This window comes from Lutimonas saemankumensis (assembly GCF_020171465.1).
Taxonomy (GTDB): Bacteria; Bacteroidota; Bacteroidia; order Flavobacteriales; family Flavobacteriaceae; genus Lutimonas; species Lutimonas saemankumensis.
In genome coordinates, this window is record NZ_JAIUZR010000004.1 from 671,940 (window position 1) to 698,823 (window position 26,884).

At 38.5% G+C, this 26,884-nt stretch carries 19 protein-coding genes; 10 read left to right on the top strand and 9 right to left on the bottom strand.

Features of this window, described 5'->3' with window-relative positions:
• Positions 1–43 precede the first annotated feature (43 nt).
• The 10 genes from LCM02_RS10760 (at position 44) to LCM02_RS10805 (ending at position 10,514) form a co-directional block, all read left to right on the top strand.
• A complete protein-coding gene (locus LCM02_RS10760; protein ID WP_224929401.1) occupies positions 44–1,552 on the top strand; it encodes a M61 family metallopeptidase in 1,509 nt (502 codons plus the stop codon).
• A 58-nt stretch (positions 1,553–1,610) separates the two neighbouring features.
• Positions 1,611–2,816, top strand: a complete 1,206-nt coding sequence (locus LCM02_RS10765; protein ID WP_224929404.1) for an NADH:flavin oxidoreductase — start codon at positions 1,611–1,613, stop codon at positions 2,814–2,816.
• Positions 2,817–2,867: 51 nt separating this feature from the next.
• Positions 2,868–3,380 (top strand): GNAT family N-acetyltransferase, encoded by a 513-nt coding sequence (locus LCM02_RS10770; RefSeq protein ID WP_224929407.1) that lies wholly within the window; start codon positions 2,868–2,870, stop codon positions 3,378–3,380.
• A gap of 33 nt (positions 3,381–3,413) precedes the next feature.
• The gene (gene lpxD, locus LCM02_RS10775) at positions 3,414–4,424 is read left to right on the top strand and encodes a UDP-3-O-(3-hydroxymyristoyl)glucosamine N-acyltransferase (protein ID WP_224929411.1); all 1,011 of its coding nucleotides are present in this window, start codon (positions 3,414–3,416) and stop codon (positions 4,422–4,424) included.
• A gap of 69 nt (positions 4,425–4,493) precedes the next feature.
• Entirely contained in the window at positions 4,494–5,042 is a 549-nt protein-coding gene (locus LCM02_RS10780; RefSeq protein WP_224929415.1) for a hypothetical protein, read from the top strand.
• 74 nt (positions 5,043–5,116) lie between these two features.
• Complete coding sequence (locus LCM02_RS10785; protein ID WP_224929418.1) at positions 5,117–6,118, top strand: NAD-dependent epimerase/dehydratase family protein; 1,002 nt, start codon at positions 5,117–5,119, stop codon at positions 6,116–6,118.
• Entirely contained in the window at positions 6,115–6,864 is a 750-nt protein-coding gene (locus tag LCM02_RS10790; RefSeq protein WP_224929421.1) for a DUF1295 domain-containing protein, read from the top strand. Before LCM02_RS10785 ends, LCM02_RS10790 begins: the two co-directional genes overlap by 4 nt.
• 131 nt (positions 6,865–6,995) lie before the next feature.
• Positions 6,996–8,360, top strand: a complete 1,365-nt coding sequence (locus LCM02_RS10795) for an FAD-binding oxidoreductase (RefSeq protein ID WP_224929424.1) — start codon at positions 6,996–6,998, stop codon at positions 8,358–8,360.
• A 104-nt stretch (positions 8,361–8,464) separates the two neighbouring features.
• Positions 8,465–9,874 carry an ADP-ribosylglycohydrolase family protein gene (locus LCM02_RS10800; protein WP_224929427.1) on the top strand — a complete coding sequence of 470 codons (1,410 nt, stop codon included), beginning with the start codon at positions 8,465–8,467 and terminating at the stop codon, positions 9,872–9,874.
• 37 nt (positions 9,875–9,911) lie between these two features.
• Positions 9,912–10,514, top strand: coding sequence for a short chain dehydrogenase (locus LCM02_RS10805; RefSeq protein WP_224929430.1), 603 nt, complete (start codon positions 9,912–9,914; stop codon positions 10,512–10,514).
• Between the two features lie 32 nt (positions 10,515–10,546).
• On the opposite strand, the gene LCM02_RS10810 is transcribed toward LCM02_RS10805, so the two are convergent.
• The 9 genes from LCM02_RS10810 to LCM02_RS10850 all read right to left on the bottom strand — a co-directional run bounded on the left by LCM02_RS10810 (position 10,547) and on the right by LCM02_RS10850 (position 26,865).
• Positions 10,547–13,000, bottom strand: coding sequence for a TonB-dependent receptor plug domain-containing protein (locus LCM02_RS10810; protein ID WP_224929433.1), 2,454 nt, complete (start codon positions 12,998–13,000; stop codon positions 10,547–10,549).
• A complete protein-coding gene (gene recO / locus LCM02_RS10815; RefSeq protein WP_224929436.1) occupies positions 12,987–13,712 on the bottom strand; it encodes a DNA repair protein RecO in 726 nt (241 codons plus the stop codon). The genes LCM02_RS10810 and recO overlap by 14 nt, the downstream gene beginning before the upstream one ends.
• Before the next feature lie 22 nt (positions 13,713–13,734).
• Positions 13,735–16,074 (bottom strand): type IX secretion system anionic LPS delivery protein PorZ, encoded by a 2,340-nt coding sequence (porZ, locus tag LCM02_RS10820; protein ID WP_224929439.1) that lies wholly within the window; start codon positions 16,072–16,074, stop codon positions 13,735–13,737.
• 185 nt (positions 16,075–16,259) lie between these two features.
• The gene (locus tag LCM02_RS10825) at positions 16,260–19,250 is read right to left on the bottom strand and encodes an OmpA family protein (RefSeq protein ID WP_224929442.1); all 2,991 of its coding nucleotides are present in this window, start codon (positions 19,248–19,250) and stop codon (positions 16,260–16,262) included.
• A gap of 250 nt (positions 19,251–19,500) precedes the next feature.
• Positions 19,501–20,097, bottom strand: coding sequence for an OmpH family outer membrane protein (locus LCM02_RS10830; protein WP_224929444.1), 597 nt, complete (start codon positions 20,095–20,097; stop codon positions 19,501–19,503).
• A gap of 237 nt (positions 20,098–20,334) precedes the next feature.
• A complete protein-coding gene (locus tag LCM02_RS10835) occupies positions 20,335–21,234 on the bottom strand; it encodes a class I SAM-dependent methyltransferase (protein WP_224929447.1) in 900 nt (299 codons plus the stop codon).
• Positions 21,235–21,260: 26 nt separating this feature from the next.
• Positions 21,261–23,135 (bottom strand): tRNA uridine-5-carboxymethylaminomethyl(34) synthesis enzyme MnmG, encoded by a 1,875-nt coding sequence (gene mnmG, locus LCM02_RS10840; RefSeq protein ID WP_224929450.1) that lies wholly within the window; start codon positions 23,133–23,135, stop codon positions 21,261–21,263.
• 35 nt (positions 23,136–23,170) lie between these two features.
• Positions 23,171–23,584, bottom strand: a complete 414-nt coding sequence (ybeY, locus tag LCM02_RS10845) for an rRNA maturation RNase YbeY (RefSeq protein ID WP_224929453.1) — start codon at positions 23,582–23,584, stop codon at positions 23,171–23,173.
• Positions 23,584–26,865, bottom strand: coding sequence for a DUF4175 family protein (locus LCM02_RS10850; RefSeq protein ID WP_224929456.1), 3,282 nt, complete (start codon positions 26,863–26,865; stop codon positions 23,584–23,586). The genes ybeY and LCM02_RS10850 overlap by 1 nt, the downstream gene beginning before the upstream one ends.
• Positions 26,866–26,884 lie beyond the last annotated feature (19 nt).

The window sequence follows — 26,884 nt, forward strand, 5'->3', positions numbered from 1 at the left end:
TATTCAGAGTGTACGTCCAATTACTTTGAATAAATCTTTTACTATGACTACTAAAATTAAATTTGCAAGGATAAATCCTTTCTTCATTGCTTTATTGTTTACTTTTATTTCGGTTTCCGGATTTGGCAACGGAGAATCCCATTCTGATAAATATCAAATTCATATCGATGGCAACAACGTGAAAACAGCCATAATTGAGTGTGAGATGCTGCTTGAAGATGATCAGCTCTATATGAGTTCTATAGGTGCAAATCAGTTCTCTTCTCGATGGGCTCATTTTATCCAGGATCTGGAGGCCCGGTCATTGAAAGGAGATCCGATTCAAATTGATACCCTGGCAGGATCAAACTGGAAAATTCATGCGAAACCAGGAAGTCGGATCAAGCTCAAATACATCGTAAAATTAGACCATGAAAATTTTAAATGGAGCGGTGGAGTTGACGGGGCTGCCTATTCCAGAGAATGGGGTGTATTCTATACGGGAAGAAGTATTTTTATAATGAACGGTCAACATAAAAAAGACATCATTGTAGCATTTAATATTCCCAAAAAGTGGAAGGTTTCGTCACCTTGGAAAAATTCATCATCTCAGCCCTATGTGTACTCCGTGAATAATTTGACGACACTGTCAGACAGTATGTTCTTTGCCGGGACACATGAAGAATATTTGATAAAAAGAGAAAACTTTGAATTGATATTCGCATTTGGAGGCAAAGAAATTATAGCCCAAAAAGAAAAATTTACCGCTATGGCGGAAGGTATTATGGATTACTATATTAATCTTTTTGGAGGTGTTCCAAAGCCTTCGCCGGAAGACTCTTTTGACAAATCCATGGTCATCATGAGTTCCTCTTCCAATACAGATGGAGAGGTAATTGGAAATCATATCAGCATTTTGCTGAAAGAAAACGGGGACATGATGTCTGAATTGATCGGAAGATTTATTTTTGCTCATGAATTTTTCCATTTATGGAACGGAAAATCATTTACCCCTTTGGGAAATGATTGCGAATGGTTTAAGGAAGGGGTCACTAATTATTATACCTTGAAAGCTTTATATCATATAGGGTTTCTGGATCAAGATTCCTACCTGAAAACCTTAAATGACTTATTTTATCAGCGCTATGATAAAGATAAAGCCGTAGGAATTCATTCCTTGACTCAAGGGGATTTAAAACACGATCACTGGGGCCTTATTTACAGCGGAGGGATGTTTACTGGAATAGCACAGGACATGATTATACGCTCATCAACATCAAACGAAAACAGCCTCGACAATGTAATGCGTCAACTTTATAAAAAATATGGTGGAACCAATGAGGGTTATGATCTTGCAGCATTGGAGTCACTTATGTCTGAGGCCAGCGGATCTGATCAGGCCGGGTTCTTCAAGAATCATATTTTGGGGCCAAAAAGAATTCCAGTTTCCAAATACCTGAATATGGGAGGTTTTGAAGCCCAAGAAATTGACGGTAACCTCGTTGTTGGATTGAAAAAAGAAGTCAGTGGGCCTGAAAAGGAACTCAACGATGGGTTCTTTGGCATAAATTAAGGTTTGATTCTTTGATTCTCGATGTTCTTAAATTAAATTAGCACATCAAGATTAGCAAATGTCAAAATCAAAATCTGCATACGTCTCTTTTGAATCAGCTTTTTCGGATAAAAAATTAGGTAATTCAGCTTTGTGCCTGAAATCCCGTTTTATTAAAGCGGCCACTTATGAAGGAATGGCAGATAAAGGTATTCCCAACCAGAAACTTATAGCGCATCACCTGTCTATGGTCAAAGGCGGGGTTGGAATGACAACAGTTGCCTACGGAGCAGTTTCTTCAGATGGAAGGACTTTCAAAGATCAATTGTACATTAATGAAGAAAGTTTGGCAGTGTTAAAAGAACTGGCTGATAAGGTGCATGATGAAGGTGGTAAGGTGTGCATGCAATTGACTCATTGCGGTTATTTCTCAAAAGACAATAGTTCGAAAAACCTTCTGGCCCCCAGCAAAATTTTCAACGCCTATGGTTTCCTGTCCGGTTTATTTTATTCTAAGGTCATGGACGAAAATGATCTTGAACGTGTGGCAAACAAATTTGCCTCTTCGGCGCGTAAGCTGCAAGAAATTGGATTTGATGCTGTGGAAATACATCTGGGCCATGGCTATTTGCTGAGTCAATTCTTAAGTCCGCTGACTAATAAAAGAAAGGATAAGTACGGTGGATCAATAAGTAACAGGAGTCGATATCCATTGTACGTTGTCGATAGGGTGATCAGATCTGTCGGACCTGATTTTCCGGTACTTGTAAAATTGAATCTTGACGATGGTATCAAAGGAGGTTTTTCTCTGGAGGACTGTATTTATGTTTCCAAGAAACTTGAAAAAATAGGCTGTTCTGCAATTGTATTAAGTGGAGGTTTTACGAGTAAATCTGCATTTTATTTATTGAGAGGCCGTGTACCCTTGAAAAAAATGATCAAAAATGCTTCCTCCATTGCTGAAAAGATAACCATGGCCCTTTTTGGACCTGTACTTGTAAAAAAATTTAAATTCAAAGAGAATTTCTTTTTGGAAAAAGCCATAAAAGTGAGAAAAGAAGTTAATATGGATCTGATCTATTTAGGAGGAGTCGATTCTAAAAAAGGCATAGAAAAGATCCTCTCAAATGGCTTCAATTTTATTGCGCTGGCCAGGCCATTGATCCACGATCCGCAGTTTCTTGTTAAAATGAAACAAGGCAGAATCTATAAAAGCGGATGTAATCGCTGCAATGAGTGCATCGTGGAAATAGACAGGGGTGGTGTAAGATGTGTACTAAATTAATTTGGAGTTCGGGGAAACAGCATACAATGAGTTTTATATAATGTAGCGCGAATGATGAAAATACATTTTCAAAAAGCCAATATGACGGATCTGAAACAAATCCTGTCATTTTTTAAAACCGCAAGTAAATCGCTTGAGAAAAAAAATGTCAGTCAATGGAGCTACTGGCAGGATCCTCCAGACGACAAAATTGAATGGGTGACTGAAGGGCTTAACAAAAATGAATTTTACTTTGCATTAAACGAATCTGGTCATAAAATTGGTATGTTCCGACTCCTTGAGAATGATATTCTTTACTGGGATGAAAAAGGTAAAGAAAAAGGTGTGAGATATATTCATTCTTTGGTGGTCAAACCCGAATTTTCAGGGCTTGGAATAGGAAAAATAGTAATACAGGAAGTTATTGAAAGGCTTAAGACCAAAGGAATAGGAAAACTGAGACTTGACTGCGACGCTTCCAATGAACTTCTGTGCCAATATTATACAAACCTTGGTTTTTTAAAAGTAGGCAGGAAACAAACCTCTTATTCGCTCAATAACTTATACGAAATGTATATTAACTAAAAGCCTGTCACTAGAAATACGTATCTTTCAGTTATGAATAAAACAAAAAAAAGTTATAGCGTTGAAGAGCTTTGTGAGTTGCTCAGTGGGACATTGATCGGACATACTACTGAAGAAATCTCTGAACCCGAACAAATTGAATCTGCTGATAAGAACTCCATTACTTTTATAGGGCATAAAAAATACATTTCCCTGTGGGAAAAATCAAAAGCTTCTTCAGCAATTGTGAACAAATCCCTGGGTCTTAATGAACCGGGGCATAACAGAGCTTTTATTGAGGTTGAAAATGCGGATCTGGCAATGGCTCAATTGCTCGATCTGTTTACACCTCCTCCGGTTGAATTAAACTCGGGTATTCATTCATCAGCTGTTGTTGAAAGTACTGCCCAACTTGGAAAAGGAGTGGTTATAGGTGCAAATGCATATATAGGTCCTGGCGTTCAGATAGGCAATAATACTCAGATTTATCCTAATGTCACGATTCTTGATGACGTCGAGATTGGAAGCCATACCATCGTTAAATCAGGGACGGTCATTGCTGAAAGGTGCGTGATCGGTCATTATACCATCCTACAGGCTAATGTTAGTATTGGATCTGATGGTTTTGGTTACAGGCCAAGCCCCGATGGGAAGGGAATCGTGAAAATAACACACATAGGCAATGTTGTAATTGGAAACCAGGTGGAGATAGGGTCATCAACCTGTATTGACAGAGGAAAGTTCAGTTCAACCACTATTGGGGACGCAACCAAAATTGACAATCTGGTACAAATAGGCCATAACTGCAAGATCGGTAGAGCCTGTCTGATAGCAGGAAGCTGTGGAATATCCGGATCCGTCACCCTGGGAGACGGGGTAGTGATGGCCGGTCAAGTCGCGGTCAAAGATCATGTCACCATAGGAAATGGAGTCACTATCGGAGGCAAATCAGGCATTATCAATGATATTCCTGATGGGCAAACCATTCTCGGCTTTCCTGCCGTTGAGGCAAAAGAAACCTTAAAACAATGGGCAATAATCAGGCGACTTGCTAAAAACCGATAACTAACCACAACTATGAAAAATATCACTTTTTTTATTTTGATTCTCATGATTTTTTCTTGTAAAAATGAAGTGAAAAAAAAGGTTCAGACTTCTGGGGAATCAATGGACTCGACTGCATTATCTGATGAAAGGGTTCAAGAGAAATCAATGTATGTTTCACAATCAACAGATGAGCAAACTGCCAATAATCTGAAAAATTTTCTTTCACTCGAATACTTAAAAGATGATCTGGAATTTCTGCAACCCATTGACAGGAAATTTCAATTTTACAAAACAGATCTCAATGACGATGGCAATGAAGAAATTTTTGTAAGGTTCATGGGGCCTTATTTTTGCGGCTCCGGAGGGTGCACCTTTCTGCTTTTGGATAAGTACGGGGAAATCATAACAAAATTTACCGTAACCCGAGCCCCCATATTTGTTGAGCCCACTAAAACAAATGGATGGTCCATACTTCTTGTTAGAGACAGCGGGGTATTCAAAGAATTATCTTTTAAAGATGGCTCTTATCCTAATAATCCTTCTATTCTCGATAAAGCCCCCTATGACGCTCCAAGCGGACATGCTCAGGTTATGTTCGATGATGAGGGTTTTCCTTGCCAAACCTTTGAATTCTGAATTTTGGCCGGGACTTTGACCTAACATCTAGAGGAACTACTGAAATATATTATTGGAGGCCCCAGTATTTTTAAATGGAATCGAAATCAAACAAGAACATACTCGTTAAAAAAACCGTTGCTGTAACGGGTGCAACTGGTCATTTGGGAATAAATCTTATAAAACACCTCATTGGCCGGAATTTCAAGGTGAGAGCGCTTATTAGAAAAGATGATCCTCCCTGGTTTCATTCTGAACTGGACTGGATTGAGGGAAACTTATTGAATAAAGACAGTCTTTTGAATTTCATTAAAGACTCAAATTATTTAGTACATTGTGCAAGCGCCATATCTGTTGGAGAAGGAAATCAGGATTTGATCTACCGTGTAAATGTTGAAGGTACAAGAAATCTTTTAAGTTGTTGTTTGAACTTGAATCTAAGGTTCGCTTACATCAGTTCTTCTACCGCAACTGAGGATGTAATGGGAAATGATGTTTTCGATGAAAACCGGCCTTATAGAAAAAACAAGTCCTTTTATTATGCCTGGACCAAGGCCAGGGCTGAAGAACTGGTGCTCGATTATGTGAATCAAAAGAACCTGGATGCTTTCATTCTCAGGCCCACTGCCATTCTTGGGCCTGAAGACCCCAAAATTTCAAGGTTTGGCCGAACAATACTCGATATGCATAAGGGTGAACTCCCTTTCATCACCGATGGTGGTTATAATATGGTTGATGTCCGGGATCTTTGCAAAACAATTGAGAACAGTTTGTCCAAAGCAGCAAAAGGCTCCGTTTATTTGACCGGCGGTCAATATGTAACTCTTAAGGAATTGGCGAAAATGGCCAATCCTTCGAAAACACCTACTGTTCTTTCCGTAAAACTTCTATTAGCATTATTGCCTTTTATCAATTTTTACAATAAATTGTTTCCTCTAAGATGGCCCGTTAACAGGGAAAGTCTTATTACGCTTCAAACTGCTCCAAAGAATATGAACTGTAACAAAGCTAAAAGAGAATTAGGGCATTCGAACAGGCCGGTTAACGAAAGCGTTCGGGCCCTTATTGCCTGGTTTAATGAAAACAATATCAAATGACTCCTGCAACCCTTTATACGATTTGCTGGATTTGGATGGCTGTGGGAATCGCTACTTTCCTCCTTTTACAGTTCGTAACAGCTCCTTATGGCCGACATGCAAAATCGGGATGGGGGCCTCAAATTTCCAATAAGGCGGGATGGATTATTATGGAAGCTCCTTCTTTCCTGGTCATTCTATACTTCTTTCTGACTTCAGATCAAAGTACTTTCGCCTCCATGCTCTCCATCCTTTGGTTACTGCATTATTTTAACAGGACCTTTATCTTTCCCTTCAGAATCAGAACAAAGGGTAAACAGATGCCGGTTATAATTGTTGCCTCAGCTATTTTTTTTAACCTGATCAATGCCGGGTTAAACGGCTATTTCCTTGCCCATTTTGAAAGCTATTCAAACAGTTCCTTCACAGAATGGACATTCTTTTTGGGGATCTTGCTTTTCCTGGGAGGATTTATAATCAATCAGATCAGTGATCATAAATTGATCCATCTGCGAAAGCCCAGTGAAACAGGCTATAAAATTCCTAAAGGATTTCTCTTTAAATATATTTCCTGCCCCAATCTTTTTGGTGAACTTATTCAATGGAGCGGGTTTGCAATGATGGCATGGAATCTTCCCGCCTTGACTTTTCTGGTCTGGACATGTGCCAACCTCATCCCCAGAGCCACTAAACATCACAGCTGGTATAAGTCTCATTTTTCTGAATACCCAACAAATAGAAAGGCTTTGATCCCCTGGTTATTTTAACAATAAGTAGCATAAAATGAGTCCATTAAACCATAATTTGAGCAAATTATGGCATTATTATCTATTTATAAATAGTAACTTTATAAGATTATAACTATCAAAACACCAAAACTAATTTAACTATCAAACCTATGGAATCTAATTTTGAATTATTTAAGAGCAGTATTCGAGGAGAGGTAATTCTCCCTCAGGATAACGGTTATGAAGAGTCTCGCAAAGTGTACAACGCGATGATTGACAAACGACCCGGAATGATCGTAAAATGTGTGGACGTTGCAGATGTCATTTCCTGTGTGAACTATGGAAGAGAGAATAACCTGCTGATCGCTGTTCGAGGTGGTGGCCATAACGGCGGCGGACTCGGAATTTGTGATGACGGTATGGTGATCGACCTGTCAGGAATAAAGTTCGTTCGTGTCGACACGAAGAATAATACAGTTCGTGTAGGAGGAGGAAACGTTTGGGGAGAAGTAGATCATGCTACTCATCCTTTTGGACTTGCGGTTCCGGCCGGAATAATCTCGACAACAGGTGTAGGAGGACTTACCCTTGGTGGAGGAGTAGGACATCTCTCAAGAAAATTTGGACTCACAATAGACAACGTGCTGGAAGCTGATATGGTTCTTGCAGACGGAACTTTTGTCACGGTCAATGAATCTCAGCATTCTGATCTTTTCTGGGCAATCAGAGGTGGAGGCGGTAATTTTGGTATTGTTACCTCTTTTAAATTTCAGGCTCACCCGGTTAAAACTGTCATTGGAGGGCCAACCCTGTGGCCCATAGAACAGACTGAAGAAATCATGGAGTGGTATCATGACTTTATTCATGATATTCCTGAAGAATTAAATGGTTTCATTGCAACAATGATAATACCAGGACCTCCGTTTCCTGAAGAATTACACCTAAAACAATTCTGTGGAATCGTGTGGTGTTATGTTGGGGACCCCAATAAATTTGAGGAGCTCTTTCAACCTGTGGTAGACAAGAACCCGATATTCAACCATGTGGGTGAAATGCCATATCCATCTGTTCAAACCTTGTTTGATGGCCTAATGCCATCTGGAATGCAGTGGTATTGGAGAGCTGACTTCTTTAATGACCTGAGGGCCGAAGCCCGGGCAGAGCACAAAAAGTTTGGTTCATGTATTCCTACCCCGTTGTCACAAATGCATTTGTATCCAATAAGTGGAGCTGCCAGCCGGCCTGGACCAACCGATACACCCTGGGCATACCGACATGCAAAATATGCGGGTGTTTTTGTAGGTGTTGACCCTGATCCTGCCAAAGCAGAGGAGCTGACAACTTGGGCAAAGAGTTACCAGGAAGCCTTACATCCCTATTCTTCGGGAGGGGCATATACAAACTTTATGATGGATGAAGGACATGATCGTGTTAAGGACAGTTATGGCCAAAACTATGATCGTTTGGTCGAGATCAAAGGTAAGTACGATCCCAACAACTTGTTTAGGGTAAATCAGAATATCAAACCGAAATAATAATCAAGTGTTTTGATTCGTAAGATTCATGCTATTTTGGTATTTTGAAAGATAGGATATAGCTCAAAAACCCATTACATTTGACATAGATTAATTCTTGTATGATGAAACAAATTTTGACTCTGTTAATTGTAATGGGTTTTCTCTTACTCCATTCCTGTAATTTGGACCAAAAAAAGAATTCAAACCAAAAGGACGAGGTACTTCCTGGGGCTGATCAGATGTCTGAATCGAAATACCACCCAAAACCCGGTGACATTATTCTTTCAAGGGAAGACTATAAAAACCAGCTCTATGGTTTTTGGTTGGGCCAGTGCATTGCCAACTGGACAGGTTTGATCACTGAAATGGATAAGATCGGTAGTATAGGTGAATTAAAAACTGGAGATTTTTACACACGAGAAGATTGGGGACAACCGGACCAGCCAAGTATTTGGGGAGAAGGGGTTCCAAGTGCCCTATCGCCAACCATCGATTTTATTCTCATTGGCCAGGACAGTGTTTGGGGAGCGGATGATGATACAGATATTGAGTATATCTATCAGCACCTGATTTATACAAATAAAGCTCCCATTTTAAGTCCTGAACAAATAAGGGAAGGCTGGCTAAAGCACATAAAAGCTGAAGAAGAAAACTTTCTTTGGGTTTCGAATCAAACGGCTTTCGATCTGATGCGAGAAGGGGTTTTACCTCCTAAAACAAGTTCTCCCGAAAAAAATGAGAACTACATGATGATCGATGCCCAGTTGACTACTGAAATATTCGGGCTGTTTGCCCCTGCGCGTCCTGATGTTGCATTAAAAATGTCAGAGCTTCCGATAAGAGTAACAGCACGTGAAGATGCTGCCTGGATTTCCGAATTTTATGTGATTATGTACTCACTGGCTTCGGCAGTCAATACAGAGGATCATATAAAGGATCAAATCCATTGGATGGCAGAAGAGGCGAGGAAAAGACTTCCGGAAAATTCTTATTCAGCAAAAATGTTTGATTTTGTGAAGGCAAAATATCAAGAGGGAGCCACATGGGAAGAGGCCAGGGACGCAGTATATCAAAGGTACCAGGTGGAAGGAAAAGACGGATATGACCTAACTTCAAAAAATTTATATTGCAACGGATGTTTTGCAGCTGGAATTAACTTTGCGGCAAGTATTGTTAGTCTTCTTTACGGGGAAGGTGATCTTGTCGAAACGATTAAAATAGGAGCATTATGCGGATGGGATTCGGATAACCCAACAGCCACCTGGGGTGGTCTCCTGGGCTTTATGATAGGAAAAGAGGGTGTTGAAAAGGCTTTTGGCCAAAAGTTTTCCAACAAGTTTAACATCCATAGAACGAGACAAAATTTCCCTGATAATGGCCTCGATACTTTTGAAAATATGTCTGAAAAAGGAGCAGCTATAGCAGATGTGGTGGTAATTGAATTAATGCAGGGAGGCATCGATCTTGATAAAAACGTGTGGTACATCCCGATTACACCTGATGAACCGATCATAAAACCAGCGAACAACTAAGCTAACACTATCATTTTAACTTTCAAAAACATAAGGTATGAAAATCCTGATTATCGGAGGAAGAGGAACCATCGGAAGGAGACTTGTTGAGCATTTCGAGGAAAAACATGAAGTGCTTGTAGCCGGAAGAAATAATGGTGATTTTTTAATTGATCTGACCGACTCAGAATCGATAAGAGAGGTTCTCGAATCCATTCCGTCTCTGGATTCCATAATTTGTGTTGCAGGAGAGGCAAAATGGGACGATTTCAAAGATCTGTCAGAAGAGGACTTCTATATTGGAATAAAAAGTAAATTGATGGGGCAGGTTAACCTGGTTCGAATTGCTCAGCACTATTTACGGTCAAAAGGTTCAATAACACTTACAACAGGGATTCTGGCCGATGACCCGGTGATCAAAACCACAAGTGCTGCCATGGTAAATGGAGCCCTTCATAGTTTTGTAAAAGCTGTTGTTCTTGAAATCGAAAACGAACTCAGGATTAATGTCGTTGCTTCTGGAGTGGTCCAGGATGCCTATGAAAAATATAAAGATTTCTTTCCGGGCCATAACCCGGTTCCTATGTATAAAGTTGTTAATGCTTATGTAAGGAGCCTTGAAGGGAAAGGGAATGGAGAAATTATTCGCGTTTATGAATAATTTTTATTCCTAAATTTAAAGGTTGAGATGCCTTAAAAATTACCAATTACCGTAAATGAAAAGTTTCGACCCGGAGCGCTGATCGCTGATGCGAATTCTTTATAGTGATGGTCCATGATATTGTCTACGTTAATCAATAGGTCCACATATTTTGACGTCTTGATCCTCATGTAATAATTCAGCGTATACCAGGGTGGGGTTCCATAATACGCATCTTGATCGATCAAATAGGGGGTTTCCTCAATATTGTCAATTCCCTCAGAAAGGTTGTAATCCTCTGCCTTCTTAATCCCGTTAAATACCATATTCATCCCCGTTTCGATTCGGTTTCTTACATAATTAAACTCGACCCTGCCAAATAATGGTGGGATTGAAGAAAGGGGTTCTTCTGTATCATAGGTATTACCTTCCGTATAAGTTATAGTTGCTCTGGTATTCCAGGTATTGGTCAATTGTCCCTTAAAGGTAAAGGTTCCTCCGATCAAATAAGCATTACCTTTATTTACGTTTGCAACCACATTTGAAAGTTCTCCATCGTAAATGATTTGCGAACTTCCGTTAAGTATATAAGGGGCTCTAACGATATAATTATTTAGCAAGGTATAATAACCTGTGAGCCCCACAAAAGATTTCTTTTCATCAAAAAATTTAATCATTCCGGCCTCAAAGTTATAGGCAAATTCAGGTTGTAAGTCTGCATTGGGTACGGTTACGTCCCCTCTTTTTTCCCTCACCTTGCCAATGTCATCAATGTTGGGTGATCTAAAGCCCGAAGAAAATACGCCGTTAATCTGCCAGTTGGTATTAGGTTTATAGGCGTAACCCGCTGTTAAAGTAATCGCCGTATTCATTGATTGAATGTCACTGTCAGGCAATTTGATATAGGTAGTATCTATCCATTTGGCGTTTAAAATGGTATTTGTTACTCTTAGCCCTGTATTCAAGGTAGACTTCTTTCCCATATCCTGTCTGTAACTGGCGTAAATCGCCGAGCTCAGGTAACTGCTTCCTCCATCCGGATATCGGGTCTGAACCACATAATTCTCCTCAACTCCTATTATTTCATTACCCTGAACCTGAAGCACATCCCCTCTTGAAGTAGAATTAACATCATTGTAAGCCACTTCAAAACCATAACCAAAATCCCGATTTATTTTTGGATCAACCTTTTTTGTAAAATCACCATTTAGGCTAAATACCTGAACTCGCTCAAACTGAGAAGACCGATCAAAGGAATCAAATCTACGACTGACCCTGGATTCTTTGATATTCTGATAGGCCACCGTAAATCCACCCTTATCCATCAGTTTTTTGTTAGGTTCAATATGATACTGGGTTGAAAATAAAAACCGTTCCTGTGGCCCGTAATACCATTCCGCAAACCTCAACATTCCGTCCTTCCTTTCTGTGAGTTTGTCAAACCTATTGATATCCGAAGAGGTACTGAATTGCAAATTAAACAGCAGATCACTTCCGTTTTTAAAAGGAATAAATACCTTTTGGAGAATATCTGTCTGTTCAAACCCTACATTTCTCTGAACATCTGGATTTGAATTTAGGACCGGTTCCGGATTGTAAAATGTTTTTGTATTGTCAGAGTATTCATATTGAAGGCCCCAGTTGCTGAATCCGTGAGGCCTGTATTCTCCCATTCTAAGATCACCAAAGCTGCTGTGTGAAATACTTGTAAAAGAGGCTATATTTTCAAACTGTAACTCTACGGAAGCATTAGCAGTCTTTTCGTCATTTACAGTGCTGTACCTGCCCAAAAAATCCAGATTTACCGTGGTCCTTTCCGAAACTTCCGGCTTTCTGGTGTAGTAATGAATAACTCCTCCCAAGGCATCAGATCCGTAAACTACTGAAGACGGCCCAAAAATCACCTCCGTTTTATCCAGCTGACTAGGGCTTACTGTAATTGAATTTTGCAAATGCCCTTTTCTATAAATGGCATTGTTCATTCGAACTCCATCCACAACCAAAAGTATCCTGTTCGCCTCCATACCTCTAAGGACAGGGCTACCTCCCCCAAATTGAGTCTTCTGTACTTTGACACCAGGTATTTCCGCGAGCATATCTGCAGAGGTTTGAGGTACAGCCTTTTGAATATCCTTACTGGAAAAAACAGCCACCTCCTCAGCAATTCTGGTTCTTTCAAGATCTCCCATGGCTGCAGAAAGGAAAACTTCTTTTAAAAGTTCCGATTTGTATTGAAGAAAAACAGTTGTAAAGTCTTTTCTAATTTGTTTTTTGAGCAATTCCAGTTCAACATAACTCACATGATGAAATATGAGTAGTTCCATTTCCTCAAAACCACTCAAATCCGCTATTCCATTTCGATCTGAAACCACAGATATCGACCGGTCTTCATTTGTGATCTGAACATTGGAAATAGGAAATTCAGAGTCCTTATCTACAATCACACATTTTTGCGCAAAAGAAAAATGTCCAATCAGGACAATTAATACTGCATTAAGAAACTTCATTAAAGACCTCTTTTAGTACTTTTAGCGATCGTGGTTTTTTAAATCCCGGTAAATGAAGTTCATAGTATTTTAATACGATTTCGAGCACTTGATTCCTTGACTCTGAACTCCATTTCAATCCTTGCATATCATCAAATTTTATGCCGATAATGGATTTAAATAAAATTAATTTATCCCCGCTAAGATAATTTCCCAGAGGCTTAAGCTCATTAAAGCTGCCTTCATCAAGGTTAAAATAATTATTGTTATTTCCCTCAAGGTCAGGAAATATACCCAGGAATTTGGAAAGGTACCAAAGAAAAATTAAATGAAAGTTAGCATAGGAATCATGCTGATCCAGCCATTTAAAAGAGGTTTCAATATATTCGAAAAGTGCCGGGTTTCTCTCTTCCTCTCTAAGTGCATATGCCAGGCACTCAGATAAAAACAGAGCGATGGACTGTTTATAGACATTGGAACCAATACTTGTGTAAAGGTAGGACACCCTGGCTTCGGACATCTTGTTTAAATTTCCTTTATTATTGTGAAATGCAGAAATTTCCAGTTGACTCAGCGGCTGAAAGTAACCAATCTGAAGTTTTTTACTTTTACTCCGGAAAATACTGCGGATCAGGTAAGATTTTACTCCTTCTTCAGTCAAACATTTTACGATAAGATCAGCCTCGCCATATTTGATGGAGGTAAGAACTATCGCTTTGGTTTTAATCTGCATGTTTTTTAGTTCGCTGTAAACGCTAATTAATAAGGGCAATTTTGGTAGAAGCCGTTTCTGATTTATCAGGACTTGTTAGCAGCACAATATACACTCCCGAAGCAACCTTTCTTCCTCTGAGATTGGTTTTGTTCCAGATCACTTTACCTCCCTTTATTTCCTGTCCTATATCTACATTGGTCTCATAAACCAATCGGCCTGCGATGTCAAGAATTTTGACATTCGTGCCTTTGGGTAAATGGGATCCGTTTCTTCCATCAATGGTTACAAATTCATGCTCTTTTTTTACCGGGTTTGGAAAAGCATATACTTCCCTTAAGGCTTCTCCAAAAGGAGCTACTCCACTGTTGAAAGCAACAATTCCCTTATCCGTTGCGAAATAAACTTTTCCATTTGAATCGTCCACCTTTATCTTTAAGACACTATTTGACGGCAGAGGCGAATTGTCTTTATTAAAATTGTACAAGGTTTCACTTCCCGAAGGATTTGTGCCCAAAACCCCTCCCGTATCGGTTCCAAACCACTTGTTCTCTGCTCCGTCAATGGCAATGCTGTTGACCGGCTGATCTCCCAACAAGCGTTTGGGAATTCCATTGTCATCAATGATGACCGGCTGGGCGTCATAGATATCAGCCTCAAAAAGTCCTGAGGCATCAGAAAAAACCACAAGTCCTTTTTGTGTTCCGATCCAAATCCTGTTATTTCTGTCAACCGCCAGGGTCCTGACATTTAGATCTGGCAGTGAACCTTTTGTTGATTCAGTAACTAAAGCTCTTTTTCGATCTCCTGACTCGTTGTAAACTAAAGCGCCATTACGTCTTGACCCTATCCAGATACTCCCTGATTTATCAATTATCAGTTCCGTCAGGCCAAGAGCTCTTTGATCAGTAATAATAGAATTCAAATCAAAGCCACTCCAGTTTCCTCCCGGGTCTAATTTTTTCAATTTTTTTGGAACCCATGCGTTTGCGATCCAGAAATTTCCTCTATTGTCAAAAGCTGCTCCATTTACCCTGATACTTGATTCGGGCCCTCCGTTTTGATACAGATCTTCCAAACCACTGTTAGTGTCATCCCATATGATCTGTGGCATATCATCTTCAACAACCATCATTCCGCTTCCCCACGAGCTCAAATAGGCCTTGTTTTCGGTCTCAGGGTCCAGTGTAATATTCACAAGATCCTGAGCAGGAAATGCTTCGTTATAATCCACATTTACCCATGCTGATGTTTCCAGGGCAGATCCGTTATAATGAGAGAATCCAAGTTTTTTATTCAGAGGGTCAAAAGACAGATTATAACCTCCATATACGACCCACAAGTTATTGTTCATGGCCTCAATTGAAAAAACCTTATTCGATGAGGGGCCATCCGGATGAATCTCTCGATACACTAAATCAGAAAAACTCTTTTTTAAAACCCCAAAGTTTTTGGTTGCAAGGTATATTTCATCACCTTTTGCAAAAGAGCTGTTTAACTCAAAATCATAACGATCAGTTCCTTTGGCCTCATAGACCAATGTCAAGTCCTTGTCCAGGATAAGAGCCGATCTGTTTAAGCTGACAGCCATTCTATTGGAAGAGGATCTTAATTTCAAAATGGTCCTGTTGAAATTTCGTCTCTGCCGTAATTCATCAATTCCGATCAATTGAAATAAAAGACTTGAACTACAGGTAAAAATTTGACCTTCCAAAATCGATATTGACCTGAAATTTCCTAACAGGTCTCCCTCAGGTTGCAACCAGTTGTTGTAATCAATCAGATTCGGGTCATTAACATCAGCAGAATAAATTCCTTTTTCTGTAACGGCATAAATTGTTTCTTCATAAACAAGGGTCTCATTTACATAAACCGGATTGGAGTTTTCATCAATATAGTAGGTGTCACCGAAATTCAGATTAACAATATCATAAACTACGATTCCAAAAGGAGTTGACAGGTACAGTTTTCCATTGTGCTCACTGATATGATTGATTTGCTTTTGGCCCGTGATGTCAAGTCTTTCTATGTCATTAGCAACAGTGATTTTACCTTTTTCATCTATGATCTCAATGAGCCCGCTCTGGTATCCTATCACAAACCTGTTGGTTTCCTGACTAAAATAAAGGCTCGAGGTTTCTTTTCCCGATAAACCATGTACAGAGGAAATCTTTTGGATTTCATCGAATTGATTAACATAAATAAATGCGGCATTGTCGGCAATTGCATAAATGTTTTCATCATTTATAAAAAAATCCTTGACATTATTGTAAGAGAAATAATCTTCCCATGTGTTGCTAAAATCAGTTTGACCCGAAAGACTTTGGAAAGCGACGAACAGAATAAGGAAATATAAAATGTGTTTTTTAGCAAAAACGGGCATTTTTTGGAATTTTTATCAAAGATATTTAAATCCTTTAAAATCCTGTCATCTATTCCATACAGGGATGTCAATTTATTCTCTGATAATGTACTAAAAAAATAGCCCTGGCGGATTCCAGGGCTATCACTTTGATTTATAATTACGATCTTATTCAATCAATCTTAATACGGTTGAATTAACTTGTTCTAGTAAGGGTTTTGGAGATCTAATTTGGTCACGGCCATTAATTCCCCCTCAAGGAAAACCTTGATCGGATAAACACCTTTTTCAAAATTCTCTCCTTTTCTCTGAATAAACATCGTTACATCAACATCGTGATTATTATAATTGATTATAGCATGATCAGTATATTTCGATTGTTTCTCGGTATTCTTAACCGTAAAAATACCCTTGGCTTCTTCAACCTTTCCTTCCGGGTTCTGAAGAACCAGATGCGCTTCTTTTCTTCCCGAATCAACCTTTTCATTGCTTCGAAGCTTGAAGGATACTTTGATCAAATCCGTTTTGTTGGCACTGCTGGTCTTTTGATATTTTCCCTTACCATTTTTTTTCATGGCGGTAATTTGAATATCGTCAACGCTTAAAGTCTCTTCCATCTCGGCAATTTTCGCCTTGGGCTTTTCAACTTGTGCAACCGTATTTAATTCCGTCTTTTCCGGAGCTCGGGCCAATTGTCTTTCTATTCGTGAGGTAGTACCGGAAACTCTGTTTCTGCTGTTCTGAACCATTAGATCCCTGAACTTCCTTTTAAAATGCAATACGTTGTTTTTGTAGGCTATGATATCGGACCATCCTGTTTCTTCCAGATTCTCGGCATTTGTAATGATCTCGCGTATTTTGTCTTTCTGAACCCTAAGGGAATCTGAAAGCTTGGGATACTTTGGAATCGCCTCATCGTATTTCTTTTCCAGATCAGAAAGTTGTTCAATCATTTTGACCTTTTCTGTACCAATATAATTCAGCACCTTATTACTTTCAGGATTAGTCGCTACAATGGATGAATTGTAATTGATAACAACTGCCTCCTTGATAGCATTCTCATTTGTTTGTTCTTTTTCTTTTTCACTGGAAACCGCTAAAGTTTCCTTGTCAATTTTCCCACTTTCGTTTTTGTTTTTACCTGTAGGTTTGTCATTTTTAATTTTATCTACTGATGCAATGGCGGGAGCAACTGCTCGCGCATCCTTAACTTGAGCTGTTTCTTCGGTAATTTCTTCTTCAGGTACAGAAGTAATTTCTTCTGATTCGATAGCTTCTTCTTTTACCATGGCAACAACAGGTTCTGGTTTGGCCATTTTCTTCGCGTCCATCTCAGGAGCCACGATCGTATTTTTAGTTTCTGCCACAACCAGTGATTCCGATTTTGTACCTTTAATAGGAGAAGATTTTTCCAAAACAGGTTGTTCTTTTTCGGGAGATCTTACTTCCTCGACAGCAGCGACAGAGGTTACTTCAACTTCTTTTTTAACAGGTTTCACTGAAACCTCACTTAAAGTCACTTTAGATTCGGTATCCACCTTTTGAAGACTTTCAGCTTTTACTTCAATTGGACGAACCGACTTCTTGCTTTGAAAAGCAACTTTAGTCTTTGCTGAAGATGGTTTCTTCTTTTTATCCGCCGGAATTTTTACAAAATTGAATTCTGTTCTACGGTTCATCTGATGGGACTCATCTGTACAGTCAATACCGTTGACACATTGATTCATCAATTTATCCTCGCCATAACCTTTAGATCGGATTCGGCTTTCATCAATTCCTTTAGACTTAAGGTATTCTACAGCTGCTCGTGCACGTCTTTTTGAAAGCTCCATGTTATAGGCATCCGTACCTCTTGAATCAGTGAATGAAGATGCTTCTATAATAAGGTTTTCATTTTCCAGCATAACCTCAGCGATTCTGTCCATTTCCTCAGCCGCATCCGGTGTGATGTTATAAGCGTCAAACTCGTAATAAATTGGCGACAACTTATCAATGACAGGTTTCTTTTCAATTCTGCTCAAATTCATATTTGTATGTAGCGCAGAATGATAATTTTCTTCCAGGATCTCGATACGTTTTTTATCATCAAGATAATTTGGGTTAGAGGCTATTAACTGGTATTCTTTGGCACATGAAACTGTAAAGTGGTAGGTCCCGTCACTATAAGTGTCAACAGACTCAAGTAGCTTACCGTCAATAGAATACAAGTCTACAGTGGCTCCTGCAAGGGCTTTATAAGATTCTTTATCCCGTACCTTACCATCTACAGTAATAAAACAGTCGGAAGGCCTTACATCTTCTTTAAGAGTAAATGAATAAAGATCATTAAAACCGTCACCCTGCAATCTGTTAGAAGTAAAAAATCCCTGGTTGTTATCTTTGTTTACGATGTAAGCAAAATCATCATTTATACTATTAATAGGAGAAGCCAGATGATAGGGCTCTGAAGTTCCATTCTCATAAACTTCTACAGCAAATACATCTAATTTTCCTTCACCTTCATGACCGTCTGATGAGAAATAAAGTATATTGTCTTCAGTAATAAATGGTGTAGTTTCGTTTCCATCTGTGTTTACGAAGGAACCCAAGTTTCGGGGCTTACTATAGTTTCCTTCCTTTAAAATATCAACAACAAAAATATCGGACTTACCTTTTGAAGGTAACCGATCTGAAACAAAATATAATTTGCTGTCATCAGCACTTAAGACTGGATAGCCTGAAGAGGTTTTCTTTTTATTAAAAGGTAATTTTTTTATTCTTTTCCAGGAACCATCCGCTGCAACATCGGCTTTGTATAAAATAAGGCGTTGATTTTTTTCAAGCTTTTGTTTTTTCAGTTTCCTTTTGTATTTATTTCTACTGAAGTAAACTGTTTTTCGATCCTTAGTATAAGTTACTCCTGTTTGATTAACTCTCTTGTTAATCTCTTTTGTAACACGTTCTACATTTTTAATCTCTCCATCAAAATCTATATCTCCTGAATAAAGATCTTTTCTCGGATTATAATTTTTTCTAGCTGTTGTTACTTTGTGGTCAGCAGAAGTAAATATAAGTTTATTCTCATCCAATATGGCAACACCATAATCAGAGTTCTTCTTATTCACTTCAAGAAACTTAATCTGATACTTACCGGTTGATTGACCAGTAACTTTCAAAAAACATGCTAAAACAAAAAATAATATGAATCCCCTTTTCATAAATACTAAATTAATTTGTTTGTAATTCTGGTTATTATTGTTAACACTTTTGTTGATCTTAGAAATGGGTGTTTTGAATAATTTTATTTCTATCTCAGAGCCCAAAACCTTTAACTTATCAACAGTGTGTTAATAACGTAGAAAACTCGATAAAATTATATGGCATCGGGAATTTTAAAATATTTATCAAATCAATGGGCATAAAAAAAGCCCTGCAGAGCAGAGCTTTTTTAGCTATTGAATAAATCTTTTAGTTGACCGGAGCAGGTTCCTTTGCTGATTCAGAATCATTAGGAGTTTCCGTAACTTCAGTAGACTTCGCATCTTCAGTGGCCTCAGATGCGTAGCTTTCGTTTAACGCATCTATTACGGCCTCAGTAATATTCAGAGAGGCCTCTCCGTACAATACGCTTTTAGTCTGCATGGAAGATCCCAAAATGTAAGTGTATCCATTTGACTCACCAAATTCTTTCAAAAATGATTCAATATCAGAATTCATTTCTTCAAATATCCTTTGTCCCTCTGCCTGGACTTGTTGCTGAGCCATTTGCTGTTGCTGCTGAAACATTTGCTGCTCTTGCATTAATTCCGATTCTTTCTTCTGACGCGCAGAAGCAGATAAATTATCCTTGTTTTTCTGATACTCCTGGATTTTCTCCTGAAGAGGCTGTGCCAATTGATCTAACTGCTGTGAAATTTCCTGCGATTTTACCTTCATGTCCTCTTCAGCCTTCTTGGCCCCATCATACTCTTTTAATATTTCCTCCACATCAACATAAGCTATCTTAACCTGGTTACAGGAGGCCATCATCATCATTAGAGAAAATACTACTGCTAATTTTTTCATGTTAATTAAATTTTGATTTAGTGAGGCAAATGTAAAATAATGATTTGATTAATGATCAAAAAGTACAAGTAATTAATAATTGAAAGAATAAATGATTCTTATTGCGTTTTTGAAATGAATAAGTAACGTTTATAGAAAGAGGGTTTGCTATATGCAATCTAAGAGCGTTGCGAGAGTTTTAGGGTAAATTGTAGTCCTTACCATTTAAAGTCTCTTAAAACGGCTTAAAATGAATTATTAGCTGTTTTTCAACAAATAGATAAGTGAAGAGTAGTTTCCGCTACTTCTTGCTTTCAGATTTGACATCAGGCCCGTCTTAAAAGCCCTGATCAAATTCGAGCTTCCGTATTTATATTTTTCTGAGAGCAAGCTGACATAAAACGAATCAAATATCAAAGGTAATGTTTTTACAACCTCAAAGTTTTTCGCAGAAAATAACTTATGAATAGATTTTTGGCTAAAGTGCCATAAATGTCGAGGAACGTCATAAGCCGCCCAAAACTCATTGTAATATTTTGCGTCATAACTTTGATAATTTGGAACAGCGATAATTAAACAGCCATCCTTCTTAAGTAAATTCTTCAACAAGTCGATATATTCCAACAGGTTCGGTACGTGCTCCAATACGTGCCACATTGTTATGACATCATAAGATCCGTATTCATCCTCTTTTATTTCCTTGATATCTCTAAACAGCCTTCCTTCTGGCCCAACTTTTTTTTCAGCAAAAACTGTAGCCTTTGGGTTCGGTTCTATTCCTGTAACTTTCCATTGATCTCTAAGACATCCTTCTAAAAAATCTCCGGTTCCACATCCAACATCAAGTATTTTCCCCTTCTGACTTGTGTTTGAATTAACCAGTTTAAGCTTTCGTTTTATTGAATAAGATTTGACCATTTGGTAAACCTTATCCATCAGTGACTTCGTTGAATCCGTATGCGAAATGTATTCCTCACTTTCGTAATAAGCAGGGAGATCCTTTTCAGACGGCCTCGGAAAAGTTACCAGCAATTCTGTTTCAGGATCGATTAAAAGCTCAAACGTTTCACGTGAAACAGTGTAATCCAAACACTTCAAAAACGGTTTTAAATTCTCTTTACTTACGTAAGGTTCAAGACCTGAGTTCTCGTTGCTCATTATCAAATTGCTATTTGGTATAATAGTTAGCGGCCCATGTAGACCAGGAGTACAGAAACATCGCTTGGGGAAACCCCCGAAATTCTACTTGCCTGAGAGATTGTTGAGGGCTGTATCTTTGAAAGTTTTTCACGAGCTTCATAAGAAATCGACTGAATCTTTTGATAGTCGAAATTTTCCGGAATCTTAATATTCTCTAATCGCTGTAATTTATCAGCAGAATTCTTTTCTTTTTCAATATACCCTGAATATTTAACATGTATTTCCGTCTGCTCGAGAACCTCTTCATCAATATCATTCTCTAACATAAATTCATTTACCTTCGGAAACCTTTTTACATCATCAAAATTAAGTTGAGGCCTTGAGGCTATTTTAAACATTTTCATTGACTGCCTAATCGGAGCAGTTTCCTTTTCTTCCAAAATAGGATTCACCTCCTCAGGAAGTATACTCGTTTGTTTTAAAAACTGAACAAACAGATCTGTTTTTCTCTGCTTCTCCAGCACACGATCCATTCTTTCTTTAGATGCCAAACCAATTTTGAATGCTCGAGGAGTCAGTCTTAAATCAGCATTATCCTGTCGCAACAATGTCCTGTATTCCGCCCTTGATGTAAACATTCTGTACGGCTCCTCAGTTCCCTTCGTAATAAGATCATCAATTAAAACACCAATATATGCTTCATCTCTCTGGAGAATAAAAGGCGATTCACCCTTAAGTTTCAAAGTTGCATTTATACCAGCCATCAAACCTTGCGCTGCTGCTTCTTCATACCCGGTCGTTCCGTTTATCTGCCCAGCGAAATACAAATTTTCCACGAGCTTAGTCTCAAGGGTTCTCTTCAGCTGTGTTGGCGGGAAATAATCATATTCAATGGCATAACCAAATCTTAAAAACTTGACATTTTCAAACCCGGCAACCTTTTTTAAAGCTTTATACTGTACCTCATGGGGAAGTGATGTCGAAAACCCATTAACGTAAATCTCAGTGGTATTCCAACCCTCTGGCTCAACAAAAATCTGATGCCTGTCCTTGCTTGCAAAACGGTCAATCTTATCTTCTATGGATGGGCAATAACGTGGCCCAATACCTTTAATTCTTCCCGTATACATAGGAGAATTTTCAAAACCTTCTTTAAGCAACTCATGTACCTCAGGAGAAGTGTATGACATATAGCATGATCTTTGGTCACTTAGTTTATCAGTGTCCAGATAAGAAAATTTTGAAGTAACTTCATCACCAGGTTGCTCGATCATCTTTGAAAAATCCAGGGATCTTGCATCCACTCTTGGAGGAGTTCCTGTTTTCATCCTGCCAGACTCAAAACCTTTGGCAACCAAATCTTCTGTAATACCTTTTGAAGCACCTTCTCCCGCTCTGCCACCCCCAAAAGTCTTTTCTCCTATATGTATTCTGCCGTTTAAAAAAGTCCCCGCCGTAACAATTACAGTTCTGGCATAAATATCCAACCCTAATTGGGTTCGTACTCCGGTTACTCTATCTCCTTCAAAAATCAATCCATTAACGGAATCCTGAAACATGTCCAGATTATCAGTCTGTTCCAAGTGTAACCTCCACTCTTCTGCAAACCTCATTCTGTCACTTTGTGCTCTTGGACTCCACATTGCCGGTCCTTTAGACTTATTGAGCATCTTGAACTGTATAGCTGTTTTATCCGTAACTATTCCGCTAAAACCCCCAAGCGCATCAATCTCCCTTACAATCTGCCCCTTAGCAATTCCACCCATTGCAGGGTTACAACTCATTTGAGCTATATTCTGAAGACTCATCGTAATCAATAGGGTCCTGCTTCCAAGATTCGCAGCAGCGGCTGCCGCCTCGCTTCCTGCGTGGCCTCCTCCTACTACTATAACATCATATGTTGATTCAAATAAGTTCATTTCAATTGTTTCACGTGGAACATCATCTATCCATTTCAAAAAGTGCGCAAAGATAAGTAATAATCCTCTTTCTTCCTCATTTCCACCTTCTCTTCAATGCTCTTATCGCGGTATCCGCAATAATGAAGAACGCCGTGAACCATAACCCGGTGCAACTCATCTCTAAATACAACACCCAATTCTTGAGCGTTATCAATTACCCTTTCAAAAGAAATATAAATGTCTCCTGAAACCACTGATCCTAAGGTGTAATCAAAACTAATAATATCTGTTAATGTATTGTGTTTCAAATCTTTAATATTAATATCCAAAAGATAATCATCATCACAAAAAATGTAATTCAGCTCTCCTAATTCTTTGTGCTCTTCATCTAAAACAAATTCAATCCAGCTCGTAACATGATCTTCTTCTTCAAGCTGAAATTCTCCAACAAAATTATATGTTATCATTATCTATTTATTTCCTGATCAAAATATTCTTTAACCTTGGCCTTGTAATCGGGTGACAAATCAAGTCTTTTTCTTTTTAACTGTTCATCCTCTGCTTCCCTCCTATACAATTCTTCCAGAGCCTTAATCTCGCGATTTGATTCTTCCAGCCTGTTCGTTTCAGATTTCCTTTTTTTGTCCTTATTTCTCGTTAAATCCGCATTTTCAAGCTCCAGCAACTCATGCTCAAGTTCCTGCATTCGTCTTAGTGTTTCATTTGTTATGCCCTTCTCCAATAATAACTTTTCAAGTTCTTCCATTTGATCAAGAGCCTTTTTCCCTTCTTTGCTACCTGAACCTTCTTCATTCATAAGTTCCTGTAACTCCTCTCTTAGCATTCTTTGCTCCTGAAATAATTGAAATTGTTCTCCACTCAAGGCCTCTTTTCCTTTTTTGCCCTTTCCTTCTTTACCTTGCATTCCCTTTTCCATCTTCTGCATAATCTCTTGTTGCTGTTTTATTATATCGGGTAAATTCATTTCCCCTTCCTTGCCCTTTCCCTGGCCAGAACCAGGTTTTTGGTTTTGCAAATTCTGAAGCATGTCACTTAGTAAATCAGCCAGATTATTCGCTGATGTCATGGTATATTGCTGATTACTCATGCCCTGCTGAATCCTGTTTTCAGCTATATTCTCTAATGACTTATCCAAATTATAATGTGCATTACTCAGATCTTCCTGAATCGTAGAACTCAATTCAAACATTCTAAGTGATAATGCATAAAGACTGTCATCGATATGTTCAAAATGCTCTTTTAGTTTGATCTGCTCTTTTAGTTTTTTTGGAAAATCAGCACTCCTGGAATCCACCTGATCAAATGAAAGCATCAGTTCTTCCTGATCCATTGAAAAAAGCAATAAGTTTTTTAGAATTTGCTGTAAATCTTCTATATTCTCCTGAACGCCCTGCATCTCCATCTCCATTAACCCAGATTCCATCTTCTTACTCAGCTCCTTCATCCTGTTCGATGCCTGCCTTTGTTTTTCTTTGGCCTTGTTCATGTTGTCCTCTTTCTTCAGATCTTCACCCGCTTCACTTTTCTCCAATAGCTCTTTAGCCTTTTCCATATCCATTTCTATCAACTTCTCATCAGGTTTACTCTCAAACAAATCCATCGGTTGTTTCAGGTCTTCGTTCTGTTTCCTTAACGCTTCAAAATCTTTCTGTAACGAATCAAACTTTTGGTTCAACTTTTCCTGTTCATTTGTTGAATTCATATTTTCCGTACTCAGATCCAGCTGCTCTTCAGAAAGTTCCTTTAGTTTACTGATGATCTGAGCCGATTTTTTTTCAACATAAAACTGTTTGGTAAGTTCCAAAATCCTTTCCAGTGATCTCTTTTCCTGCTTGCTTTGCTCTTTTAGCTTGTCAATTTTCTCCAAGAGATCTTCTTTTTGAAGCTTTTCAGCCAACTCTTCTAACTCTTTGATAAGTTCTTCCTTCTCTTTATAATCCGAAAGCTCATCCCATCGCTTTTTCAGCTCTTCTTGCCTATCCTTTAAAGATTCTTGATCATCAGGATTTACTTCATCAAGATTATCCATCATTTTCTCGGCATTTTTCTCAATCATTTGATCATATGACTTCTGTCTCTCCAGAAAATTTTCTAACTCTTTCTTATCGTTCCAGTCCGTTTCCTCTTTGTTTTTTAATTTCTTTGAAAACTCTTCGAGGGATTTTTCTAACTCCTCACCTGAATCTTTAGAATCCTCCATTTTATGAATTCCATCCATTTGCTCCTGAAGTATTTCTTCCTCCTCCTCCTCTTGCGTCATATATCGATAAGTGAAGCTTCTGGATTTCGTTTTTTTAGGCCCACTGATTGCATCATTATCAAAAACTTCAAAATACAATTCATAAGAATGCCCCTCTTCCAAGAGTATTCCTTGTGGAAATACATAAAAGAATTCCTCAAAGTCAGTGTTTCCGGAATCAATCTGACCCTGACTTAATTTTCCATTTTGTAAATCCTTAGCCACAATTTGTACCCTTGATATTCCGTAATCATCGGTTAATTGACCTCTAAACTGTATCGGGCCCCTGCTGACAGAATCAATATCCGATTGTACATTTATATTCGGAAATTCATCATTCACCACATCCAGCTCATAGCTCAAAACTTCAAAATCCTTCAATTCCTCATTGGAGGATCTAACTTCATAGGTTAAACTATGTAATACCTCCCTGGTGAAAGAAAAAGTATTGTCATCCTTCGATCCGTCGAGCAACAATACTTTCTTCAGCCCTTTAACCTCAAGATCGATGGTCTCTGCATTCTGAGATCCAATAATCCAGTTAACCACGGTACCCTTCGGAACTGATCCGTTACCCGTATTTCTGATCGTATCGTTTGCCTTACTCAAATAGTCGGGGTAATCAAGTACCATAATAAATTCGGTAATCTTGGGGGCTGATAAAACTTCCAATCTGTATTTTCCGGACCTTACAGTACCTCCTTGAAGGCGAAACTCAATATCGTTCTGTGGTGATTCAAATGTATACGTTATATTTCCATCCTCATCTGTTGATGCATAAAAAGAATTGTCTCCAATGATTACTCTCGAATTCTCAGGAAATACTTCGCCTTCAGTTGTAAATTTTAACTCATAAGACTGATCCTGAACCGTTTGTAATGAGTCATTCAGGATGACAAAGCGAAAAGGTGCCGGAGGTTCAAAAGCAGTCTGATGATGTACTACCCTGTTCAAGCTTTTGGTAAAAACCGAATTATTTCCTGTAATCCATACGATAAACCAGATCACTACGGGAATCAATAAATACTTTAGATATGCTATATTGTTTTTGAACACAACCGCCCTCCTAAATTTGATCGGCCTTAACTCTTTTGATTTTTGTTCTATGCCTGCCAGAAGCAGCTCGTTTTTTGCATCTGAAGAATCAAGTTGAATAAGGTTCAGCAGCTTATCCTCAACCTCAGGGAAATGCTCACCAATTATCCGAGATGCTTCATAGTTCGTTATCCCTTTTCTGATTCCTATCAGTTTCATTACCGGAATAAGGATAAATCGAAACAGGAAATAAAATTCAATTCCTATAAACAACCAGAACAAAATCGTTCTGGCAAGGGGTTCGAGCCAGAAATAATGTTCCACCGCAAGAGTCAAAAGCAAATACAATAAACCGAACGAGAGAAAAAAAATTCCTCCTTTAATGATTTCATTCGTGTAATACTTACGAATAAAAGCTTTTAGCTTATCGTGTATGTTCTGAAAATGTTCCAAATCTAATTTCTAAAATTAC